The organism is Wohlfahrtiimonas larvae (assembly GCF_002006755.1).
GTDB classification, from domain to species: Bacteria; Pseudomonadota; Gammaproteobacteria; order Cardiobacteriales; family Wohlfahrtiimonadaceae; genus Wohlfahrtiimonas; species Wohlfahrtiimonas larvae.
The window spans coordinates 1-19,728 of record NZ_MVDO01000001.1 but is presented as its reverse complement, the minus strand read 5'-3'; the positions used below and the strand labels follow the sequence as shown (position 1 = coordinate 19,728).

Sequence of the window (19,728 nt, the reverse complement as noted above, 5' to 3'; positions counted from 1 at the left end):
ACCAAAATGAGTAATGTAGAAAGCACACTCGCTCCTGAACGCGAATTAGAGATGACTGTTTTAATGACGCCCGACATGGCTAACTTTTCTGGTAATGTTCATGGTGGTGATTTATTAAAACTACTCGACCAAGTCGCATATAGCTGTGCCAGCCGTTATGCTGGGCAATATGTCGTAACTTTATCTGTGGATTATGTTCTATTTAAAGAACCCATTCATGTACAAGAATTAGTAACATTTAAAGCATCTATTAATTATGTTGGTAATTCATCGATGGAAGTTGGTGTACGCGTAGAAGCTGAAAATATTACTACACGTAAAAAACGTCATACCAATAGCTGCTATTTTACAATGGTTGCAGTTAAAGATGGTAAGGCAACAAAGGTTCCACCACTTTGCATAGAAAATGAAGAACAAAAAGAACGTTGGAATAAAGCATTAATGAGACGTGAAGCACGTAAAATTGCAAAAGAAATGATTGATAAAAACGATCAGTAATATTAATAAACCCTTTAGAAGATTTTTCTAAAGGGTTTAAATTTGCTGAATACATAGGAGCCTATATTATAAAATCTCTATGGCAAACCAAATTTATGTAACATTTTTATACATGTTCTATCTAGAATGCTCAACAAACCTTAATGAATCAAATTTCTCCTATTAATTTTATAAAAAAATCACTATTTTTCATGTGAATCTAACGCACAATGAGCTAAACTTTCATCTTTTTTACAAAGCTCATCATGATCGAAATTATCATCAGCGTTACTTTTTTAATCATCGTTGGTTATCTCATTGCCAAGAATTACGATGCTAAAATTATTCTTTTTCTCTCTGGCCTAACTTTACTTTATGCTTCTGTTATGATGGGAAAACCTATTTTTCAAGAAGGATCTACAGGTTCAATATGGCTAGATCCATTTAAAATGGCAACCAATGTTTTCACCATGCAAATGGGTATCGTCGGTTTAACTATTATGGTACTTTTTGGGTTTGCCAATTATATGAATCATATTGGTGCTAATGATGCAATGGTACATGCTTTATCCAAGCCTATCAAAAAAATTAAATCGGTTTATATTTTAGTCCCCATAGTTTTTCTATTGGGTAATGCATTGCAAATGGTTTTACCAAGCGCAGCTGGCTTAGCCATCCTATTAATGGCAACTTTATATCCTGTATTGAGAAGTGCAGGTATGTCACCTTTAACAGCAGGTGCTGTTATCGCAACAACAGCAACAATCACACCAACACCTCTAGGATCTGATAATGTCGTTGTTGCACAGCGCTTAGGCATTTCTTCATTAGAATATGTAATGCAGTTTCATGCTAAAGTTTCTATTCCCGCTTTACTTGCGATGGCGATTGCGCACTTACTTTGGCAACGTTATATGGATAAACGCCAAGGCACAATTCATGTTCCATTTGAAATCCCCCATTCAGCAGATGAGAAAAATCAACCATTGCCGCCTTCTTGGTATTCAATTTTTCCAATCATGCCAATCATTCTATTACTTATTTTCAACTTGGGGTTCATTGATTCACAGACACAAAAGTCCACCATCAATATCGGCTTAGTTGAAATCACATTAATCTCCATCATCATTCCCATGTTTATAGAACTCATTCGCAAAGGAGATATCAAACAAAGCATCAAGGATTTTAATCTATTCTTTGAAGGAATGGGGCAAGGATTTTATCAAGTCGTTTCTTTAATCATTGCAGCAGGCTTATTTGTAGAGGGATTAAAGTCTATCGGCGTAATTGACTTATTAACTAATAGTCTAAACAACGTTCAAGGTGCAGGCTCAATATTAATGTTATTCTTTTCTGGCATGGCTGCACTCATTGGCTTTATCAGTGGTAGTGGAATTGCTGTATTTCACTCTTTTATCAAAATCATTCCTGAAATTACAGAACAAATGAATGTTAATACTGTACTTGTTGCTTTACCTATGCAATTAACCGCAAACTTAATTCGCTCCGTTTCACCTGTGGCTGCTGTTATCATCGTTGTGGCTTCTACATTAAAGGTCAGCCCCATTGAGATTGTAAAACGAACTTCTATTCCTGTGTTCACAGGTATTTTTGTCTGTTTAATACTATCTTATTATTTCTTTGGCTAAAATATAAATGCCCCAGTTACTCAATCAAAGTCTGGGGCACATATAATATATCACTTTCAAAACATTATTTTTCAGCCTGCTTTGCTAACAAATCACGAATCTCTTTCAAGTAATCTTCTGCAGTCGGTGCTGGTGGCTCAACAGGCGCTGCCGCTGCAGCTTCTTGTTCTGCCTTATGAGTCGCTGCCATCACTTTATTCACAGTTTTCATAATGGCAAATAATACAATGGCTGTAATTAAAAATGTAATCAATGCACTTAATACTGAGCCAACATTAAAAGTTATACCTTTAACCTGAAAAACTAAATTTCCTAATGCATCATCAGCTGAAGTATTACCTGTTGTCACTACAAAAATTAAGCTAATAATAGGCGTTAATAATCCTTCTACAATTTTATTCACGATTGCTGTAAATGCTGTACCAATGACAACACCTACTGATAAATCTAGAATATTACCGCGTAATAAAAACTTCTTAAATTCTTGAAACATGTTATCCCACTTATTATGAATAATTATAAAATTAAAGAGTTATCAGAATAGTACATAAATCATTATTTTGAGCAATTCAATTCATGTTTAGCCCAATTTATTTTAAAATGTGCCAGGATATGCCCCCCCATCAATTAGAAAATTTTGTCCAGTTATGTAAGCTGCTTGCTCACTACATAAATATGCACACAAAGCACCAAACTCATCAGGTTGACCAAAACGTTTCGCAGGAATTTTTTGCATACGCGCATCCACTGCTTCTTCTTGTGAAATGCCATTTTTATCTGCTTCTGCTGCAATGGTCTGTAATAAACGATCTGTTGCAAATGCTCCAGGTAAAATGTTGTTAATCGTGACATTATCATGAACTGTTGTCCGTGCTATACCAGCAACAAATCCTGTCAAACCTGCTCGCGCACCATTAGATAATCCCAAAACACTGATCGGTGCTTTCACAGCACTCGAGGTAATATTCACTATGCGACCAAATTGTTGTGCTTGCATTTTTGGTGTAACAGCTTTGATTAATTCAATGGCTGTAAGCATATTATTATTCAATGCCTTCATCCAATCTTCTGTTGTCCAATCTAAATAATTTCCTGGCGGTGGGCCACCTGCGTTATTGATTAAAATATCAATTTGAGGCGCTGCTGCCAATACTTTTTCACGGCCTTCTGGTGTTGTAATATCTGCTGCCACAACAATCACTTTGCCTGCATTAGGCAATGCTTCTAATTCTTTTTGTGCCGCCAACAAGGATGATTCTGTACGACCATTAATCACAACATTCACACCTTCACTCACTAATGCTTTCGCACATGCTTTCCCTAAACCTTTACTGCCAGCACATACAATCGCCCAACGATCTTTAATCCCTAAATCCATGACATCTCCTTTGATTGCAATCATTATCAAATGCTACTATTAATCATAGCGAAAATTTCACAATTAATATGTTTAAATTCGAACCTCGATAAGGATTCTCATGCTCAATCAATGGCCACAAAACTCTAATCCTAAATTCATCTTATCTTTCAGTGGCGGTAAAGATAGCACTTTAGCGCTATATTATGCATTGCAACAAGGTGAATGTATTGGCTTAATCATGATGTTATCGGATGAAGGCGATCATTCTCGTTCCCATGGTGTACCGATGCCCATCACGCAAAAACAAGCAAATTCTTTGGGCTTCCCTATTCTCAGCGCACAATCCAGTTGGGATGATTATGAAGTCAATTATCTAAAGCTTTTAGAGGATGCCAAGCTCAAAGGCGCGGAGCTTTTAGTCACAGGTGATATCGATGTGCCTGAACATGCTTCATGGCATGAACAAATCGTGCAAAAAGTGGATTTAGATTTATACATGCCATTGTGGAATCGCCCACGCAGGGAAATTGTTGAAGAATTTGTAAATCGTGGTTTTAAAGCCATGATTGTTTCAGTGAATCTCACAATGGGCATGACAACAGAGGATCTAGGTAAAATGCTCACATTAGAGATGATCCAAAACCTAGAAGATCGTGGCATTGATCCTTGCGGTGAAGCAGGTGAATTTCATACATTAGTCATTGATGGGCCTATCTTTCAATTGCCCATCGAAGTATTTCCCATTGATATTCGTTCTAATGGGACCAATGCATTTTTGCAGTTGACATCTTAAAATTCAACTCAAAACCCAATGGTCGAGATTCAATATTAGGTAGCAATGTACTATCCCTCCAGTTGCCTGATAAAAATACATTACTCAAATCTATATTTTGGAGTAATGTCCAATTCGGCTCTAGAATTTCCCCAACATGGCCGCCCAATAAGTAAAAATCCACATGTTGGTAATTCATTTTGGGCGCATCATCCTTTAAATGAGCAATTTTGATAATTTTAATAGATTCAGGTAATTGCGTACGCAATTGGGTAATAAATGCCTGAGTTTCCCAGCCATTCAATAAAATGGCATCAAGTTTTATTTCATTCACCACATACAAAATATCCGCTAAATCTGAATTTTGGAAAATACCAATGTGCTTTAAAGGTGAATTTTTGGCGATCTCTTTCGCTTCTTCAATCGCAATGCCATAAGGCGACGTCAACACAAAAATAAAGCCTGCATAAGTTGCACCTGCTGCATGTGCTGCCATTAAATCTGCACGACTTGTAATACCACTCACAATGGATTCTTTCGATTGTAATGTTTTCAATTGTGTTAACGCTGCCATTTCATTTCCTTTAGATATAAAAAAAGCCCGCTTTCTAGCGGGCTTTCATTTGATATAGGGTGAACTATTTTTGATTCACGAACAGCTATATCTCCCGCTTGTGGAGATAATAGTAATAATAGTAGTTCGCAAAAAATTGGTTCATATATTTAATTAAAATAATTTAGATAACAGATTGATCATAATCTTTTTAAAAAAGATGTCAAGAAAGTTCTACAGAAGGTGCTCCTAATTTAGCAGCTGCTCGCTTTTCTGATAGATCCACCATTTTAGCTGCAACCAAGTCACCTGTTACATTTCCTAATGTAAACACCATATCCACCAAAATATTAATCCCTGCTGTTAACGCAACAATCTCAATTGGCAAACCTGCTTGAGCAAATACTGCGGACATCGCGATCAAACCAGTACCAGGAACACCAGCTGTCCCAACTGCTGTCAATGTACCAATTAAGATAATCGACACAAGTTCAACGATACTTAAATCGATACCCATGATTTCTGAGGCAAAGATCACCGCAACACCCAAGCGCAATGCTGTACCATTCATATTCACAGTTGCACCAATCGGCAATGTTAAGTTCGCAATGCTTTCATCAATGCCTGCTTTTTTCGCTGCACGAATTGAAATTGGCAATGTACCTAAGCTGCTTGCTGTCACAAATGATGTCAGCATACATTCTTTAATATCACGGTAAAATTGAATAACCTTACAGCCCCACAATTTTAAAATTAATGGATAGAACACAACCAACAATAAACCAACGCCGATGTATGAAGTTAAAATAAACTTACCCAATGCAATCACTGTATCTAAGCCTTGCGCGCCAATTGTTGCTGCTGTGATGCCAAACACACCAATCGGTGCATATTGCAAAATACCGCTCAAGATTCTTAATGTCACTTCATTCGCAGCTTCCACAAATTTCATGAGTGTTTCACCCATATTTTTGTGAGTAGCATCATCCGAATGGCGCATGTACAACATCGAAATACCAATGATGATTGCCACAAACACGATTGCTAAAATATTGCCATCAGCAAATGTTTTCACAATATTCGTTGGCACCATATTAATAATCGTATCCACGAAGCTTGGGCGATCAGGCACAGTCACAGAAATACCTTCTTGTAACTTTACGCCAGCACCAGGATTCATCAATTTCGCAATCACAATACCGATCACAACAGATAATGCCGTCGTTACGATATAAATTGGGAAAACTTTGACACCAATACGACCCAATTCAGATGGGCTTGAATGATTAACCGCAACTACCAATGATAAGAAAATAAGCGGAATTACGATCATTTTCAATAAATTCATAAAGATAGCACCAAGCGGTGAAAAAATTGCATTTTGTGGGCCTAGTACAACACCAAAAACCAATCCAAGAATAAAACCTACCGTAATTTTGAGCATAAAAGATTTGCTCATGTACCAATTCCACAACAACTTCACTACATTCCTCCTAAAAATATTCTTATTTTTACCGATCATAATTTTCTATATAAAAATTGACTATCTCGGTAAAATGCTGATAAAACAGATGTCCAGCATTTTTAATTCACACAATCTAATTTTTGATCTAGATCATAAGATCGGCTAGATTAGTAGTAAATGTGTTATAAATGCAAGCGAGCTTTCCGCATTAATTCATTCCATATTGGATTGAATAGTAGTTTTATATTTTTAAGGACAAGATGTATGAACCTTTCTCAAATACCGCGCAAACAGATTCCATCGATGGCTTCTTTGCAGTGTTTTGAAGCCTCAGCGCGCTATTTAAGCTTTACGCAAGCAGCCGAAGAACTCTTTTTAACCCAAAGTGCTGTGAGTAAGCAAGTGGCACAATTAGAATCCACTCTCCAAACAAGTTTATTTTATCGCGTACGTAAACGCTTAAAATTATCTGCAGCGGGCGCAGCTTATTTGCCAGAAGTACGAAAAATCCTTGGCATTGTGGAAGATTCTACTTTGCACATGCTCACTTATGGCGGTGATCGTGAAATTTTAAGTTTAGCTGCGCACCCAACATTTGGCGCGCGCTGGCTTATTCCCGCCCTCAAAGAATTTTATGATATCTACCCGAACATTCATTTGAATCTTAAAGATTATGTTCAGCCTTTTGATTTAGCTAAAGCGGGGATTGATGTTGCATTCATCTTTGGTGGTGGCGTTTGGGAAGATATCGAATGTATTAAATTATTTGATGAATGGATGGTTCCTGTCTGTCACCCAACTTTTCTACAAGATAAGGGCTACCCCATTAATACGCTGGAAGATTTCAAACATTATACCTTATTACAATGCCAATCTCGTGTAGCTTCTTGGTACTTATATTTTTCTAGTCAAGGTGCCAACATCGATCATTGCTATCAAGGCCCTGAATTCGAGACTTGGTCAGCCTGTATTCGTGCTGCTGAAATGGGCTATGGCATCGCTTTAGTGCCAAAATTTTTAGCACAAGAGGAATTAGAACGTGGAACTTTGGTCATTCCTTGGGATTATGAACTTGATAGTCATGGTGCTTATTATTTAGCCTACGAAGCACAATCCATTGATATTCCTAGAATTAAAAAATTCATTACTTGGCTTAAAAGCCATTTATCAAATATAAATGCCATAGAATCGGAAAAAAAGGAATAATTCACCGCTTTTTTTTCGTTTGAACCCCATTCGGATTTTTGATTTCATAACCCCATCATCAATAGCATTGATCACACTTTTCCACTAGAGAAAAGCCATCATTGCTATCTTTGGAGGAAACTACATGAGCATTACATCCGCACTTTCTATCGTGCACCCTATTACTTTGTCACATGGCTTAAATGCTAAAGCTTGGGATGAAAATGGTAAATCTTACATCGACTTTGTTGGCGGCATTGGCGTTTTAAACTTAGGTCATTGTAATCCTAAGATCGTTACAGCAATTACTGAACAAGCACAAAAGCTTACTCATTATGCTTACAATGCTGTGCCACACGGCCAATATCAAAAAGCAATGGATGCATTAGCAAAGTTTATCCCAACTGAAAAACCCATGATGGGCATGTTCACAAACTGCGGTGCAGAAGCGACAGAAAATGCTTTGAAAATTGCACGCTTACAAACTAAGCGCACAGGAGTAATTGCATTTGATGGCGGCTTTCACGGCCGTACATTAGCGGCATTAAATTTGAATGGTAAAGTTGCACCGTACAAACAAGGCATTGGCCCATTGCCTGGCCCTGTTTATCACTTACCTTTTCCTAGCAAAGATACTGGTGTAACATCAGCAGAAGCAAAAGCTGCATTGACACGTTTACTCAGCGTAGAAGTGGATGTTCAAAACATCGCATGCATTTTCCTAGAGCCAATCCAAGGTGAAGCAGGATTCCAATTCATGGATAAAGAATTTGCACAATACTTGCGTGAATTCTGTGATCAAAATGGCATTCTCTTAGTTTTAGATGAAATTCAATCGGGCTTTGGCCGCACAGGCAAGCGCTTTGGTTTTGAGCATTTAGGCATTGAACCTGATCTATTATTGCTTGCAAAAAGTATCGCAGGTGGTTTGCCATTGGGCGCTGTGATGGGCAAAGAGCACTTAATGAATAACTTACCGAAAGGAAGTTTAGGTGGGACTTATTCAGGTAATCCTATCGCTTGTGCAGCAGCAGTTGCAACGATGGAGATCATGTCTGATGATCAACAATTGGCTAAGTGGAACTCACAATATACGCAAATGATCGAAAAGTACCATGCAAAATGGCAAGCCGAAGGTTTAACTTGTGTTGGCCCATTAACTGGCGTAGATGCAATGCGTGGCATTACTTTATTGAATAAAGATGGTTCAGCAGGTACAGAAGTGTTGGCAAAAGTATTAGCAAGTGCCCGTGAACGTGGATTGCTATTAATGCCAAGCGGTAAAAGCCGAAACATCATCCGCTTATTAGCACCCATTACGATCGAACCTGAAGTATTAGAAGAAGGCTTGAACATTTTAGGTGAATGTTTAGCTGAAGCAAATCAATAATAATATTAAAAATTCATTTGGAGGAACTCACCATGTCAAATACAGCATTTATCTCGCCTGATTTAATCAGAGCGAAATTTTCTAGAGCAATGTCCCACATGTACCGCGATGAAGTGCCATTGTATGGCGACTTAATGCAATTGGTTTCTGATGTGAACCAATCTACATTGGAGAATGATCCTAAACTACATCAACACTTGATCAAAACAGGCGAAATCGAGCGCCTAGATGAAGAGCGACACGGCGCCATTCGTTTAGGTACAGCACAAGAATTACACACGATGCGCCGTTTATTCTCAGTGATGGGCATGTTCCCTGTAGGCTATTATGACTTAACACCTGCGGGCGTTCCTGTTCATTCAACAGCATTCCGTGCGATTCATGAAGATTCTTTGAATGTGAGCCCATTCCGTGTATTCACATCATTATTGCGCTTAGAATTGATTGATGATGAGGATCTACAAAAAGAAGCCAAAGAAATCCTTTCTCAACGCAATATCTTCACAGATGGCGCAATGCGCTTGATTGAAAAAAATGAGAAAGAAGGTGGCTTGAATGAAGCCGATGCCGATGAATTCATCCAAGAAGTTTTAGAAACTTTCCGTTGGCATTCTGATGCAACAGTGACAGCTGATCAATATCAAACTTTACATGACCAACATCGCTTAATCGCCGACGTTGTGGCATTCAAAGGCCCACATATTAACCATTTAACACCAAGAACAGTTGATATTGATCAAGTACAAGAATTAATGCCAAAACGCGGTATCACACCAAAGGCAGTTGTAGAAGGCCCTCCTGCTCGTCAATGCCCTATTTTACTTCGTCAAACGAGCTTTAAAGCATTGCAAGAAAATGTACGTTTCACAGATCAAACAGCTAGTGAAAACACAGGTCATCACACTGCTCGCTTTGGTGAAATCGAACAACGCGGTGCAGCATTAACGCCAAAAGGTAGAATTTTATATGATCAATTGCTGAATCAAACGCGTGCAGAAATTGGTACAACCAATGAATCTAATGCAGACCAATACCGTGCAGCATTGACAAAACACTTTGCAACATTCCCTGATAGCTACAAAGAATTGCATGATGAAAAATTAGCATATTTTGCTTACTATCCTACCGAAGAAGGATTAGCAAAAGCGGGTTCATTTACAGAGCATTCCACGATTGAAGATTTAATCGCAGCTGGCGCAATTAGCTATGAGCCTATCGTTTATGAAGATTTCTTGCCAGTGAGCGCGGCAGGTATTTTCCAATCTAACTTGGGCGACAATGCACAAGCAGAATATACAATCAGCTCAAACCAAGAAGAATTCATGAGAGATTTAGGCGCAAAAACAATTGATGAATTAGAATTATATGCTTCATCTCAAGCACGTTCATGGGAAGCATGCAAGAAAGCCCTAGCAATCTAATCTCATCTTTATAAAGCAAATGGTGTTCCTCCCACCCTTTGCTTTTTTCATGGCATAATATCCCCCTATGTTATGCAGTCACTGAGGATTTGATCGAATGGCAACATTATTAAACTATAAAATCACCCAACCTGAAACCAGGCTTCACACAACACCAATTTTATTAATTCATGGTTTATTTGGCGATATGAACAACCTTGGTATGATCGCGCGAGGTTTAACGGATTACACGGTCATCCAAGTTGATATGCGTAATCATGGTGATTCTTTCCATTCTGATGAAATGAATTATTCTGCAATGGCGCAAGATATTATTGTTCTACTTGATGATTTAAATATTCCTGAAGTGACTATTATCGGCCATTCTATGGGTGGTAAAATTGCAATGAAAGTCACAGAATATATTCCTGAGAAAATCAAAAATCTTATTGTAATTGATGTAGCACCTGTGGCTTACAATGTTCATCGCCATACTGAAATCTTTGCAGCTTTAAATGCTGTGAGTGATGCAAACATCACAGACCGCAAAGAAGCTGCTGAATTAATGCGTACAATTTTGGATGAAGAATTTGTTATTCAGTTCTTATTAAAATCATTCAAACAAGGTACATGGAAATTCAATGTGGCAACCTTACAAGATCGCTATTTAGAGATCATTGATTGGCAGGATGTACCAACATTTGCAAAACCAATACTGTTCATCATTGGTGGCGAGTCTGAATATGTGCGCCAAGAGGATCAAGCATTGATCACTGCACAATTCCCTAAGGCAACTGCAAAAGTAATCGCTGGCGCAGGCCATTGGGTCCATGCCCAAAAAACAGATGCTGTGCTCCGCACGATTCATACGTTTTTAGACAAACATAATAGTTAATACCATATTATTTTATATTTTAAAAACAACAACTAATCCCTTACAAACAATAGCATTCAAAAAAACAAGATAATTAAAAATAACGATTTTTATCGACTTTTAAAAAGTTTTTATATATTTTACCTGTGGTTTTTAATAATTTTATGTTTTTAACAAAATACTTTTAGGGGAATGGATGTATAAAAAACTACAATACTTTTTTGCTTTACCCACTGCAGGTGGCATCATTTTAATGATTTGCGCCTTACTAGGATTGATCATTGCGAACAGCCCATTATCAGAATCCTACTTTTTAATGTTAAATAGTTATCTTGCAGGATTATCTATTTTGCATTGGATTAATGATGCATTAATGGCAATTTTCTTTCTATATGTCGGCTTAGAATTGAAACGCGAATTTTTAGTGGGCGAATTAGCCACAAATTCTCAAAGAATTTTACCCGGATTAGCAGCGTTAGCAGGTTTAGCTGTACCTGCTATGATCTATTATTATCTCAATAAAGGGGATTCTGCTGCTCTGAATGGCTGGGCAATCCCAACAGCGACAGATATCGCATTTGCATTAGGCATATTAGCGCTATTAGGCAGCAGAGTGCCATTATCCTTAAAAGTATTCTTAACTGCTCTTGCTATCATTGATGATTTGGCAGCCATTATCATCATTGCTGTATTTTACACGCAAGACTTAAATTTACTTTATCTTGTGGGCGCGTTCGTGAGCATCTTAGCGCTGATCTTCTTAAATTTTAAAAAGATTACCGCACCTCATTTCTACCTATTCTTTGGTGCCATTTTATGGTTCATGGTTTTGAAATCGGGCATCCATGCCACATTGGCAGGTGTAACATTAGCATTAACGATTCCGCTCAATAATGTTCCACTCAATGCAAAAAATGAGCCACCATTGATTGCCTGGGAACATGGTTTAAGTAATTGGGTCAGTTTCTTAATCATTCCAATTTTTGGCTTTGCCAATGCGGGCGTTTCCTTTGCAGGATTAGAATTATCAATGCTTGCTCATCCTGTCGTTTTAGGTGTTGCTTTAGGCTTATTCTTTGGTAAGCAAATTGGTATTTTTGGCATTGTTTACTTGGGTGAAAAATTAGGATTATTCAAGAGACCAAATGGTGCGACATGGCTACAAGTTTATGGTGTTGCATTACTGTGTGGCATCGGCTTTACCATGAGTTTATTCATCAGCATGCTTGCATTTATTTCACCTGAATTACAAGATCTAAGCAAAATTGGCGTATTTATTGGCTCATTCTTATCAGGCGGGTTGGGTTATATGATATTAAGACTACATCCGGAAGCAAAGTAATCCAAATGGTTTACTCAAATAACTAAAAGCGAGTCTTTAAGACTCGCTTTTAGTTCAATTTAAGCATTATCTTTCTCTCAAAGCTTCTCTTGCTTTATTAAATGGCTTAATTAAAAAACTGAGAATAGTCTTGCTCCCTGTGTGAATATCTACTGTAGCAATCATACCCGGTACAATAGGGAAATCTTTATTATCCTTACCTTTTAATGAATCAGTATTGGTTCGAATATAAACCCTGTAATAATATATCTCCCTATTTACTTCATCTTGTATTGTATCAGGAGAAATCAACTCTACAGTGCCTTCTAAACCACCATAAATAGAATAATCATACGCACTAATTTTTACTGTAGCTTTTAAACCTGGGCGAATATAGGCAATATCTCGTGGTGATATTTTTGTTTCAATTTGCAATCGCTCATCCATTGGAATAATTTCCATTAAACGGCCGTTTGGAGGAATGACACCGCCAATTGTATTAATTTCCACATCCTTAACAATACCACGAACCGGGGATGTAATTGTTGTTCTAGATAACACATCACTTCTACCAAGAATAATCTGTTCTTGAGTTGCAACATCTACTTTCGCTTTTGCTAACTCTTCTCGTGCCTTTACAAAATATTGATTATGAATATCAATTTCTTTTGTACGTAACTCTACCAATTGCCTTTTTAATCTCAAAACCTCAACACTACTTGCTGCACCTTTTATGACTAAGGGTTCTGTTAAATCTAATTCTTGTCGAATTAAGCTTTGTGATTCTTGTAAATTAGCAATCGTTTCTTGTAATGATTTTCTTTTAGAATTAAAAAGCTCTGTTTCAGAATTTACCAATGAAGTATCATTAATAACTTCACTTGGAAATATTAGTGGTGCATCACTAACCTCAGCCTCTAACCTTGCTACAGTTGCTTTAGCTGCATGTAATTTAGCTAATGATTCACCTACACTAGATTCCATCCGTGTCGGATCTAATTGAGCTAGCACTTGCCCCGGCTGTACAATATCTCCTTCCTTCACTAATAACTTTGCTAAAACCCCTCCCTCTAAGGATTGAATAATTTGTTCTTTAGAAGAAGCGACTACTTTTCCTGATCCAGAAGATACCTCATCTAATTCAAAGAAGTAAGCCCAAATAAAAAATGTTACAAAAGCACATAAGATGATCCAAATAATGATACGTGATTGTTGGGTATCTCTCTCTGTCAACTCCCACATACTAAAATGATGCTTATCCATGATTTCCCCTCTGAGCATTAACATTATTCTGACCAGATAAATTTGCCAAAATAGTTTCTTTGGGGCCATCTAATACAATACGTCCATTATCAATAACAATAATACGGTCAACTAGCTTCAATAAAGCAGGCTTGTGAGTAGCTACAACTAAAGTACGGCTTTCCAACCATTCTCCCAATGAACGGACAACATGTTGTTCTGTAATTTCATCCATCGAAGCGGTAGGTTCATCTAATAATAAAATATTGGGATCTTTGATCAGTGTTCTTGCTAATAATAATGCCTGTTTTTGCCCACCAGATAATCCTGCACCACCTTCTCGAACTAAAAAATCAAGTCCTTGTGTTTGGTTTTGAATAATAGGCAAAGCACCTGAAATTTGTAATGCTTTCAATATTTCCTGATGAGAAGCTAATGGCGATCCCATGATGATATTTTCTCGGATTGATCCAAACAATAAACGAGAATTTTGGGTTAGCAAGCCAATATCTCTTCGAACATCAGCAGGATCAATCTGTAAAATATCAGTTGCATCCAACAACACACTCCCTTGTTGTGCTCTAACCATACCTGCTAATAATTGTAATAAAGTAGACTTCCCCGCCCCCATTTTACCAAGAATACCGATACGTTCACCTTGTTTAATATTAAGCGACTTAATATCTAAAGTTGGCTGTTTTTGTTTATCACTATATCTAAGGATTACAGAACCCAATTCATAATGACCCAATAATACTGGACGATGCAATAATTTACTACTTGATGATTGATCTAACGGCTTATCCATTAAATCAGTTAATCCTGCATAAGCAGTTTTCGCTTGTTGCAATCTAGATAAAATACCAGACCATTGAGAAATAGGTCCCATCATTCTAGATGACAAAATAGATGTTCCAACTAACACCCCAGTTGTAATACTACCATTGATTACCAAATATGCCCCAATCAAAAGCACCAATGCAAAAGTTAGATTTTGCAATTCTTGCGCCCAAGATAATAAAAAATTTGTTATTCTACGCTGTCGCAAATTAATACTTGCAGAAACGCTATTTGCCTGATTCCATTGACTTTGAAAACGGTGTTCCGCTCGCAACAATTTAATATCTTCAATAGCTTCAACTGACTCAATCATAATTGTATTACGTAAAGCAGATTCCCTCATTCCTTCTTTAGCAAGTTTAGCCAAAGTTTTTTGAACAATCACACCTGGCAAAATTAATAGGGGTAATATACCTAATGCAACAAATCCTAAAGGCCCACCAATAATAAATAACACAACTAAAAATAATAAAACAAAAGGAAGATCTGCTATCGCATTCACCGTACTTGATGCCACTACTTCTCTTAAATGATCAAGTTCTCTTAATTGAGATACAAATGAGCCTGTAGATTGCGGCCTCACATCATTACGTAAACGAAGCGATCTCCCAAATACTGTATCTGAGACTCTTAAATCTACTTTTTTACCTGCAATATCTGAAATATGAGTACGAGCTATTCTTAATAAAAATTCAAAAACAATTGCTAATGCAACCCCCATAAATAGAACCCATAACGTAGATTCAGATTGTGCGGGAATCACCCTATCATAAACCTGCATAGAAAATACAACCGATGCTAACGCTAATATATTAATCAAAAATGATGCTGTAACAATATGTCCATAACTGCGCCAATCTTTAAATAAAATACTAGAAAACCAATTAGGTTTAAAAGGTTTAATATAATCATCTACTCGAACATCTTCGACAGATGATTCAGGGCGCAAGACAATGATACGTTTGACACTCTTTGTCACTTCAGCCATATCTAAATCTATGGCTAAACCATCATCATTTCCCATTAAAATCGTACATTGCCCTTCAGAATTAACTTTGGTAATAACACCAACTGTGTCATTCATAAACTCAATGACTAAAGGCAAACTCCAGGGATCTAACCTTTTAGCTGTAAACTTTTGAAAACGTAACGTTAACCCTAAATGTTTTGCCATACGGCTTAACAATTCATCTTTATCCGTATTTCTTTCCCAATCTAAAAAAACTCGTACATTTTCTTCTGAAATATCTAAACGATAATGACGTGCTACCGCCATGAAAGATAATAACCATTGTTGATACGCACTATTTTTTCTGCTCATCGATATTCTCCTATATTGTCAAACCTACCTGATAATCTAGGGAATTTACAACATAACGAAAATACAGTTTGAGAATGCAATATATCTTTAATAACTATTAATACTGATAATGGCACAAAGCCATTAACATAATTTTTTTTCATAAAACTAGTCTATTTCTTAATAACAAAAGGAAGATCAAAACAACTTTACTATACGGAAATCCCCCTATCGCAATCAATACGATAGAGGGAATTACTTTTTAAATAATAATTTGATTATTAGCTAATAAAGTCAACAAATCAGTTTCAGTATTTTCTAAAGTGATCACTGTTGCAAAATCGTGTGCATCACCCTTACCATCTCTGTCAATACTGATGATTGTACTACCATCAACCACTTCAACTTTAAGATAATCTAAAATACCTTTTGAGTTATAGTCTAATTTCATTTCACCTTCATCAGTATAGAAAGAAACTATACCATCATAATCTAATAGCTCACTGATATTAATCGCATCAGCATCTTTATCAGTAATAGTATTACCAATATGGAAGCCATAGGCAGTATCTTGTCCATTACCACCAGTTGCATCAGCATGGTCCAATAATCTGTAGAGTAAAATATCATTACCTGTATGAGTTAAGTGGAATATATCATTGCCTCCTTTACCTTCAAAGACGTTATTTGCAGTACTATTGGTAAACACATCATCATAATCACTACCGATCAAACCTTCGATACTGATCAATTTATCATTACCCATACCTGTTGCTGTACCTGCTGTTAGGTCTGCAATAATACCTTGAGTTGCATTGCTATAATCAACGATATCCAAGCCTTCAGTTGCACTCCACACTTTTTCACCAGTGAGAGAGCTGTTCCAGCCACCGCCACCGCTGTAAATGTCATCACCTTCGGTTGCAAAGAACGTATCATTATAACCTGTACCACTAATACCATTGCCTAATGCATGATTAACCGCATCATCTGCTTCAGCCGTTAACACTAAGTTTGTATTAGCTTGCCCTGTCTTAATATTTGTCCATGCATTGTTAACAGTGGTTTCATTATAGCCACCCAAATTACCACCACCGCCAACATGGTTAGCAACACCATCCGTGATTCTTAACAGTTGTAATGAATAAGTCTCATTAGGATCTAATCCATAAAAATTAAGAAGCCCTGAACTAATGGTAGTCCCTGAAGATTGAGCATTGATGACCTGTGTTGCTACAAGCTCACCTTTACTATTGTATAAGTTAACCGTATTACCAAAGAATATATTAATACCATTACCATCAACAATTGAAACATTTAAGCTTGTACCATCTGCAACCGCATTGGTATTTTCAACCAAAATAGTTTTACCTTTGGTATATAGCAATAAATCAACATTACCATCCCAGTTATAATCAACTGCCATCGCACCAGAATATTTGCCTTCAGGCGCAATAATATGTTTCTGAGCAGAAGAGTTCCAAACATTATCTCCTGTGTTTAAATATAGGGTTGGTGATCCACTCGCTCTATATTTTGGTATTTCAATGATATCCATCATACCATCATGATTCCAGTCGATGGCTAATGATGCTGCTGCATCGATATCATCTCCAAACCATAATGTATCATCAACTGAGGTTAACAACCCACCTTTACCATCATTGAGATAAATACGACTTTCACTATCTCTAGCTGCACCATTTTTGCCATAACCTTTCCCTATGAATAAATCTAAATATCCATCACCATCAAAGTCAGCCCAAACCATATTAGCAACTTCATCACCATTATCCTCATAACCATTTGTTTGGAATATATTATCATAATGTGTTACACCACTTAATGTATGTCCATCATTGGTTATCACTGTTAATGAAGTACCTGTATTGCCATATGTGCCATTTGCTCTACGATTAGAGTGACCGACAATATCCACCGTACCATCATTGTTGATATCCACACCGGATAATTCATGCAGCATAGTTAATGCACCATCTGCACCTGTAGGTACAGAATTATTTAACTGTAACGTCCCGCCATTATTCTCAAGTAAGGTAAAGATATGATTTTTACCAGCAACACTAGTTTCAGAAGTTGACATGAAAATATCAACATATCCATCACCTTTTAGGTCAATCGCAATTGTGCCGCCTAAATGCTGAAAAGTCCCATTAGGTGTATCTATATGGTTCGGTGTAAATGTACCATCTGCATTCTGGAACCACGCCGAGGTTTTATATGGAGTACCATAACCACTTTTCGCGCCAATGACATCTATTAAGCCATCACGGTTAACATCAAACATAGTAGCACCACTTAAGAAACCACCATAGCCAGCCTCTTGAACCCCATCTGGTAAATATAAGTAGTTATAATCAGCATCGCCATTCACAGTATCTTTCATAAAATACAAGCTACCATTATTATACCCTCTACCACCATCCGCATTACGAGGAGGAGATTGGTAAAAGACCCATTGACCATTCTGTAACGTTACTGATGCTACGTTAATTCCATAGAAACCTTCACTACTTTGTCCCCATGTTTGCTCCACTGCAATATAACCCACACCATCTGTCGCACCTACAGGAGTCGGTGTGCTCATGTCTGAACGGTTGCCAGCTTCATCCCAAACTACAAAACCAAGATTGCTAGAACCTGCTGGTAATCTTACAGACAAACTCCAATCACCATTTTCATCTGCTTTTACATAACCAATAATTTTATCTAAACCTTCTCGATACTTACCATCACGATCAACATCATTAACTAATGAAACTATTTCTCCTGCACCAACCTTTCCATAAGTATCACTATTAAATTCATAATATGTCGAAGTATTTACTGAGTCTGGCATAATCGGTGCTTTTGTCAAAGCATCGGGATTAGTAACATCAACAACAACAGTATAACCTTCATCCTTAAATGTCGTATTTGTGGCAACATTACCTGCCGTATCCACAACACGGAAGTGATAAGTGATAGAACCATTACCTTCAAACTCAGGAATAGCGTACTGCCAACTTGTACCTGTTAATGCTAAAGAAGTCCATGTTTTACCACCATCGCTCGATATCTGTAAAGAATCACCCGCTGCCAATTCAGCTGATAAATTACCAGACAATGTTAAAGTTTGATCACGAGTAATCAAATCATTATTAGTGGCAGTAGAACTATGGCTATTGCCATCTCCCGCATCCAAACCATGACTAGTATCTGTGCTAATTCCTACTGTCATAGTTAACCCTTGAACATCAGGACCTGTCGTATCTATTACTACTATTTGATTCGCAGATGCCCCTTCATTACCTGCTAAAGTTGCAATACGAGCAATGACATCATAAGAACCATCCACCAATTCAATTGCACTATGATCATACGTCCAACTTGTACCATTAACTGTTGTCGTTATCCAGGTTTTACCACCATCTAAACTGATTTCAACTTTTTCATTAGCTTTTAATTCAGATCCTAATGAGCCATGGAAAATTAACGTATTATCGTTAGTAATAAAGTCATCATCCAATGCTCCCGTATCATCCGAAATACTATCAATTGTAATAGTATTATCAGCAGGCTGTGATGTGTCTACATTCACAGAAAACTCATTACTTTCAACACTTTCATTGCCTACATTATCTCTAACTTTTGCAATGAATGTATAGTTTCCATCTCCTAGAGTAGATGTTGTAAATTCCCATTGGCCATCAGCATTTGAAGTTGCTTCACCCAATTTTACTAAACCGCTATCAGTTTTACTGTAAATAATAACAAAACTATTAGCTTCGGCAGTCCCTTGAAGTGTCGGGGTTTGATCATTTGTATGCCCATTATTAGAAATACTACCTTCAACGGGAGCGACATCATCAATCACAGCATCAATCACTGGTGCATCTG

At 37.3% G+C, this 19,728-nt stretch carries 15 protein-coding genes; 8 read left to right on the top strand and 7 right to left on the bottom strand.

Annotated features, from left to right (window positions below):
* Window positions 1-6 precede the first annotated feature (6 nt).
* Window positions 7-498 (top strand): acyl-CoA thioesterase, encoded by a 492-nt coding sequence (locus BZK14_RS00075; RefSeq protein WP_077924578.1) that lies wholly within the window; start codon window positions 7-9, stop codon window positions 496-498.
* 245 nt (window positions 499-743) lie between these two features.
* Window positions 744-2,126, top strand: coding sequence for a C4-dicarboxylate transporter DcuC (dcuC, locus tag BZK14_RS00070; RefSeq protein WP_077924577.1), 1,383 nt, complete (start codon window positions 744-746; stop codon window positions 2,124-2,126).
* A 64-nt stretch (window positions 2,127-2,190) separates the two neighbouring features.
* Here the strand turns inward: dcuC and mscL are convergent, their stop codons facing one another.
* Window positions 2,191-2,619, bottom strand: coding sequence for a large conductance mechanosensitive channel protein MscL (gene mscL, locus BZK14_RS00065; RefSeq protein WP_077924576.1), 429 nt, complete (start codon window positions 2,617-2,619; stop codon window positions 2,191-2,193).
* Between the two features lie 102 nt (window positions 2,620-2,721).
* Window positions 2,722-3,504: an SDR family oxidoreductase gene (locus tag BZK14_RS00060; RefSeq protein ID WP_077924575.1), complete on the bottom strand. Its 783-nt coding sequence runs from the start codon at window positions 3,502-3,504 to the stop codon at window positions 2,722-2,724.
* 100 nt (window positions 3,505-3,604) lie between these two features.
* Here BZK14_RS00060 and BZK14_RS00055 point away from each other — a divergent pair, with 100 nt between their 5' ends.
* Window positions 3,605-4,279: a Dph6-related ATP pyrophosphatase gene (locus BZK14_RS00055; protein WP_077924574.1), complete on the top strand. Its 675-nt coding sequence runs from the start codon at window positions 3,605-3,607 to the stop codon at window positions 4,277-4,279.
* On the opposite strand, the gene trpF is transcribed toward BZK14_RS00055, so the two are convergent.
* Complete coding sequence (gene trpF, locus BZK14_RS00050) at window positions 4,242-4,832, bottom strand: phosphoribosylanthranilate isomerase (RefSeq protein WP_077924573.1); 591 nt, start codon at window positions 4,830-4,832, stop codon at window positions 4,242-4,244. The two genes, BZK14_RS00055 and trpF, sit on opposite strands and share 38 nt — an antisense overlap.
* Window positions 4,833-5,034: 202 nt before the next feature.
* A complete protein-coding gene (locus BZK14_RS00045; protein ID WP_245831093.1) occupies window positions 5,035-6,270 on the bottom strand; it encodes a dicarboxylate/amino acid:cation symporter in 1,236 nt (411 codons plus the stop codon).
* Window positions 6,271-6,540: 270 nt separating this feature from the next.
* Between BZK14_RS00045 and BZK14_RS00040 the strand changes: the two genes are divergently transcribed.
* From BZK14_RS00040 to nhaA, 5 genes are all read left to right on the top strand, one after another.
* Complete coding sequence (locus BZK14_RS00040) at window positions 6,541-7,482, top strand: LysR substrate-binding domain-containing protein (RefSeq protein ID WP_245831092.1); 942 nt, start codon at window positions 6,541-6,543, stop codon at window positions 7,480-7,482.
* A gap of 124 nt (window positions 7,483-7,606) precedes the next feature.
* Entirely contained in the window at window positions 7,607-8,851 is a 1,245-nt protein-coding gene (locus tag BZK14_RS00035; protein WP_077924572.1) for a 2-aminoadipate transaminase, read from the top strand.
* Between the two features lie 32 nt (window positions 8,852-8,883).
* Entirely contained in the window at window positions 8,884-10,272 is a 1,389-nt protein-coding gene (hglS, locus tag BZK14_RS00030; RefSeq protein WP_077924571.1) for a 2-oxoadipate dioxygenase/decarboxylase HglS, read from the top strand.
* A 97-nt stretch (window positions 10,273-10,369) separates the two neighbouring features.
* On the top strand, window positions 10,370-11,146 hold the full coding sequence (locus BZK14_RS00025; protein ID WP_077924570.1) for an alpha/beta fold hydrolase: 777 nt from the start codon (window positions 10,370-10,372) through the stop codon (window positions 11,144-11,146).
* Window positions 11,147-11,321: 175 nt separating this feature from the next.
* A complete protein-coding gene (gene nhaA, locus BZK14_RS00020; protein WP_077924569.1) occupies window positions 11,322-12,467 on the top strand; it encodes a Na+/H+ antiporter NhaA in 1,146 nt (381 codons plus the stop codon).
* A gap of 66 nt (window positions 12,468-12,533) precedes the next feature.
* Here the strand turns inward: nhaA and BZK14_RS00015 are convergent, their stop codons facing one another.
* The 3 genes from BZK14_RS00015 to BZK14_RS00005 all read right to left on the bottom strand — a co-directional run.
* On the bottom strand, window positions 12,534-13,709 hold the full coding sequence (locus BZK14_RS00015; RefSeq protein WP_143691229.1) for a beta-barrel domain-containing protein: 1,176 nt from the start codon (window positions 13,707-13,709) through the stop codon (window positions 12,534-12,536).
* Window positions 13,702-15,849 (bottom strand): type I secretion system permease/ATPase, encoded by a 2,148-nt coding sequence (locus tag BZK14_RS00010; RefSeq protein WP_077924568.1) that lies wholly within the window; start codon window positions 15,847-15,849, stop codon window positions 13,702-13,704. Before BZK14_RS00010 ends, BZK14_RS00015 begins: the two co-directional genes overlap by 8 nt.
* Before the next feature lie 241 nt (window positions 15,850-16,090).
* The coding region (locus tag BZK14_RS00005; protein WP_171973595.1) for an Ig-like domain-containing protein at window positions 16,091-19,728 on the bottom strand (3,638 nt) is incomplete at its 5' end.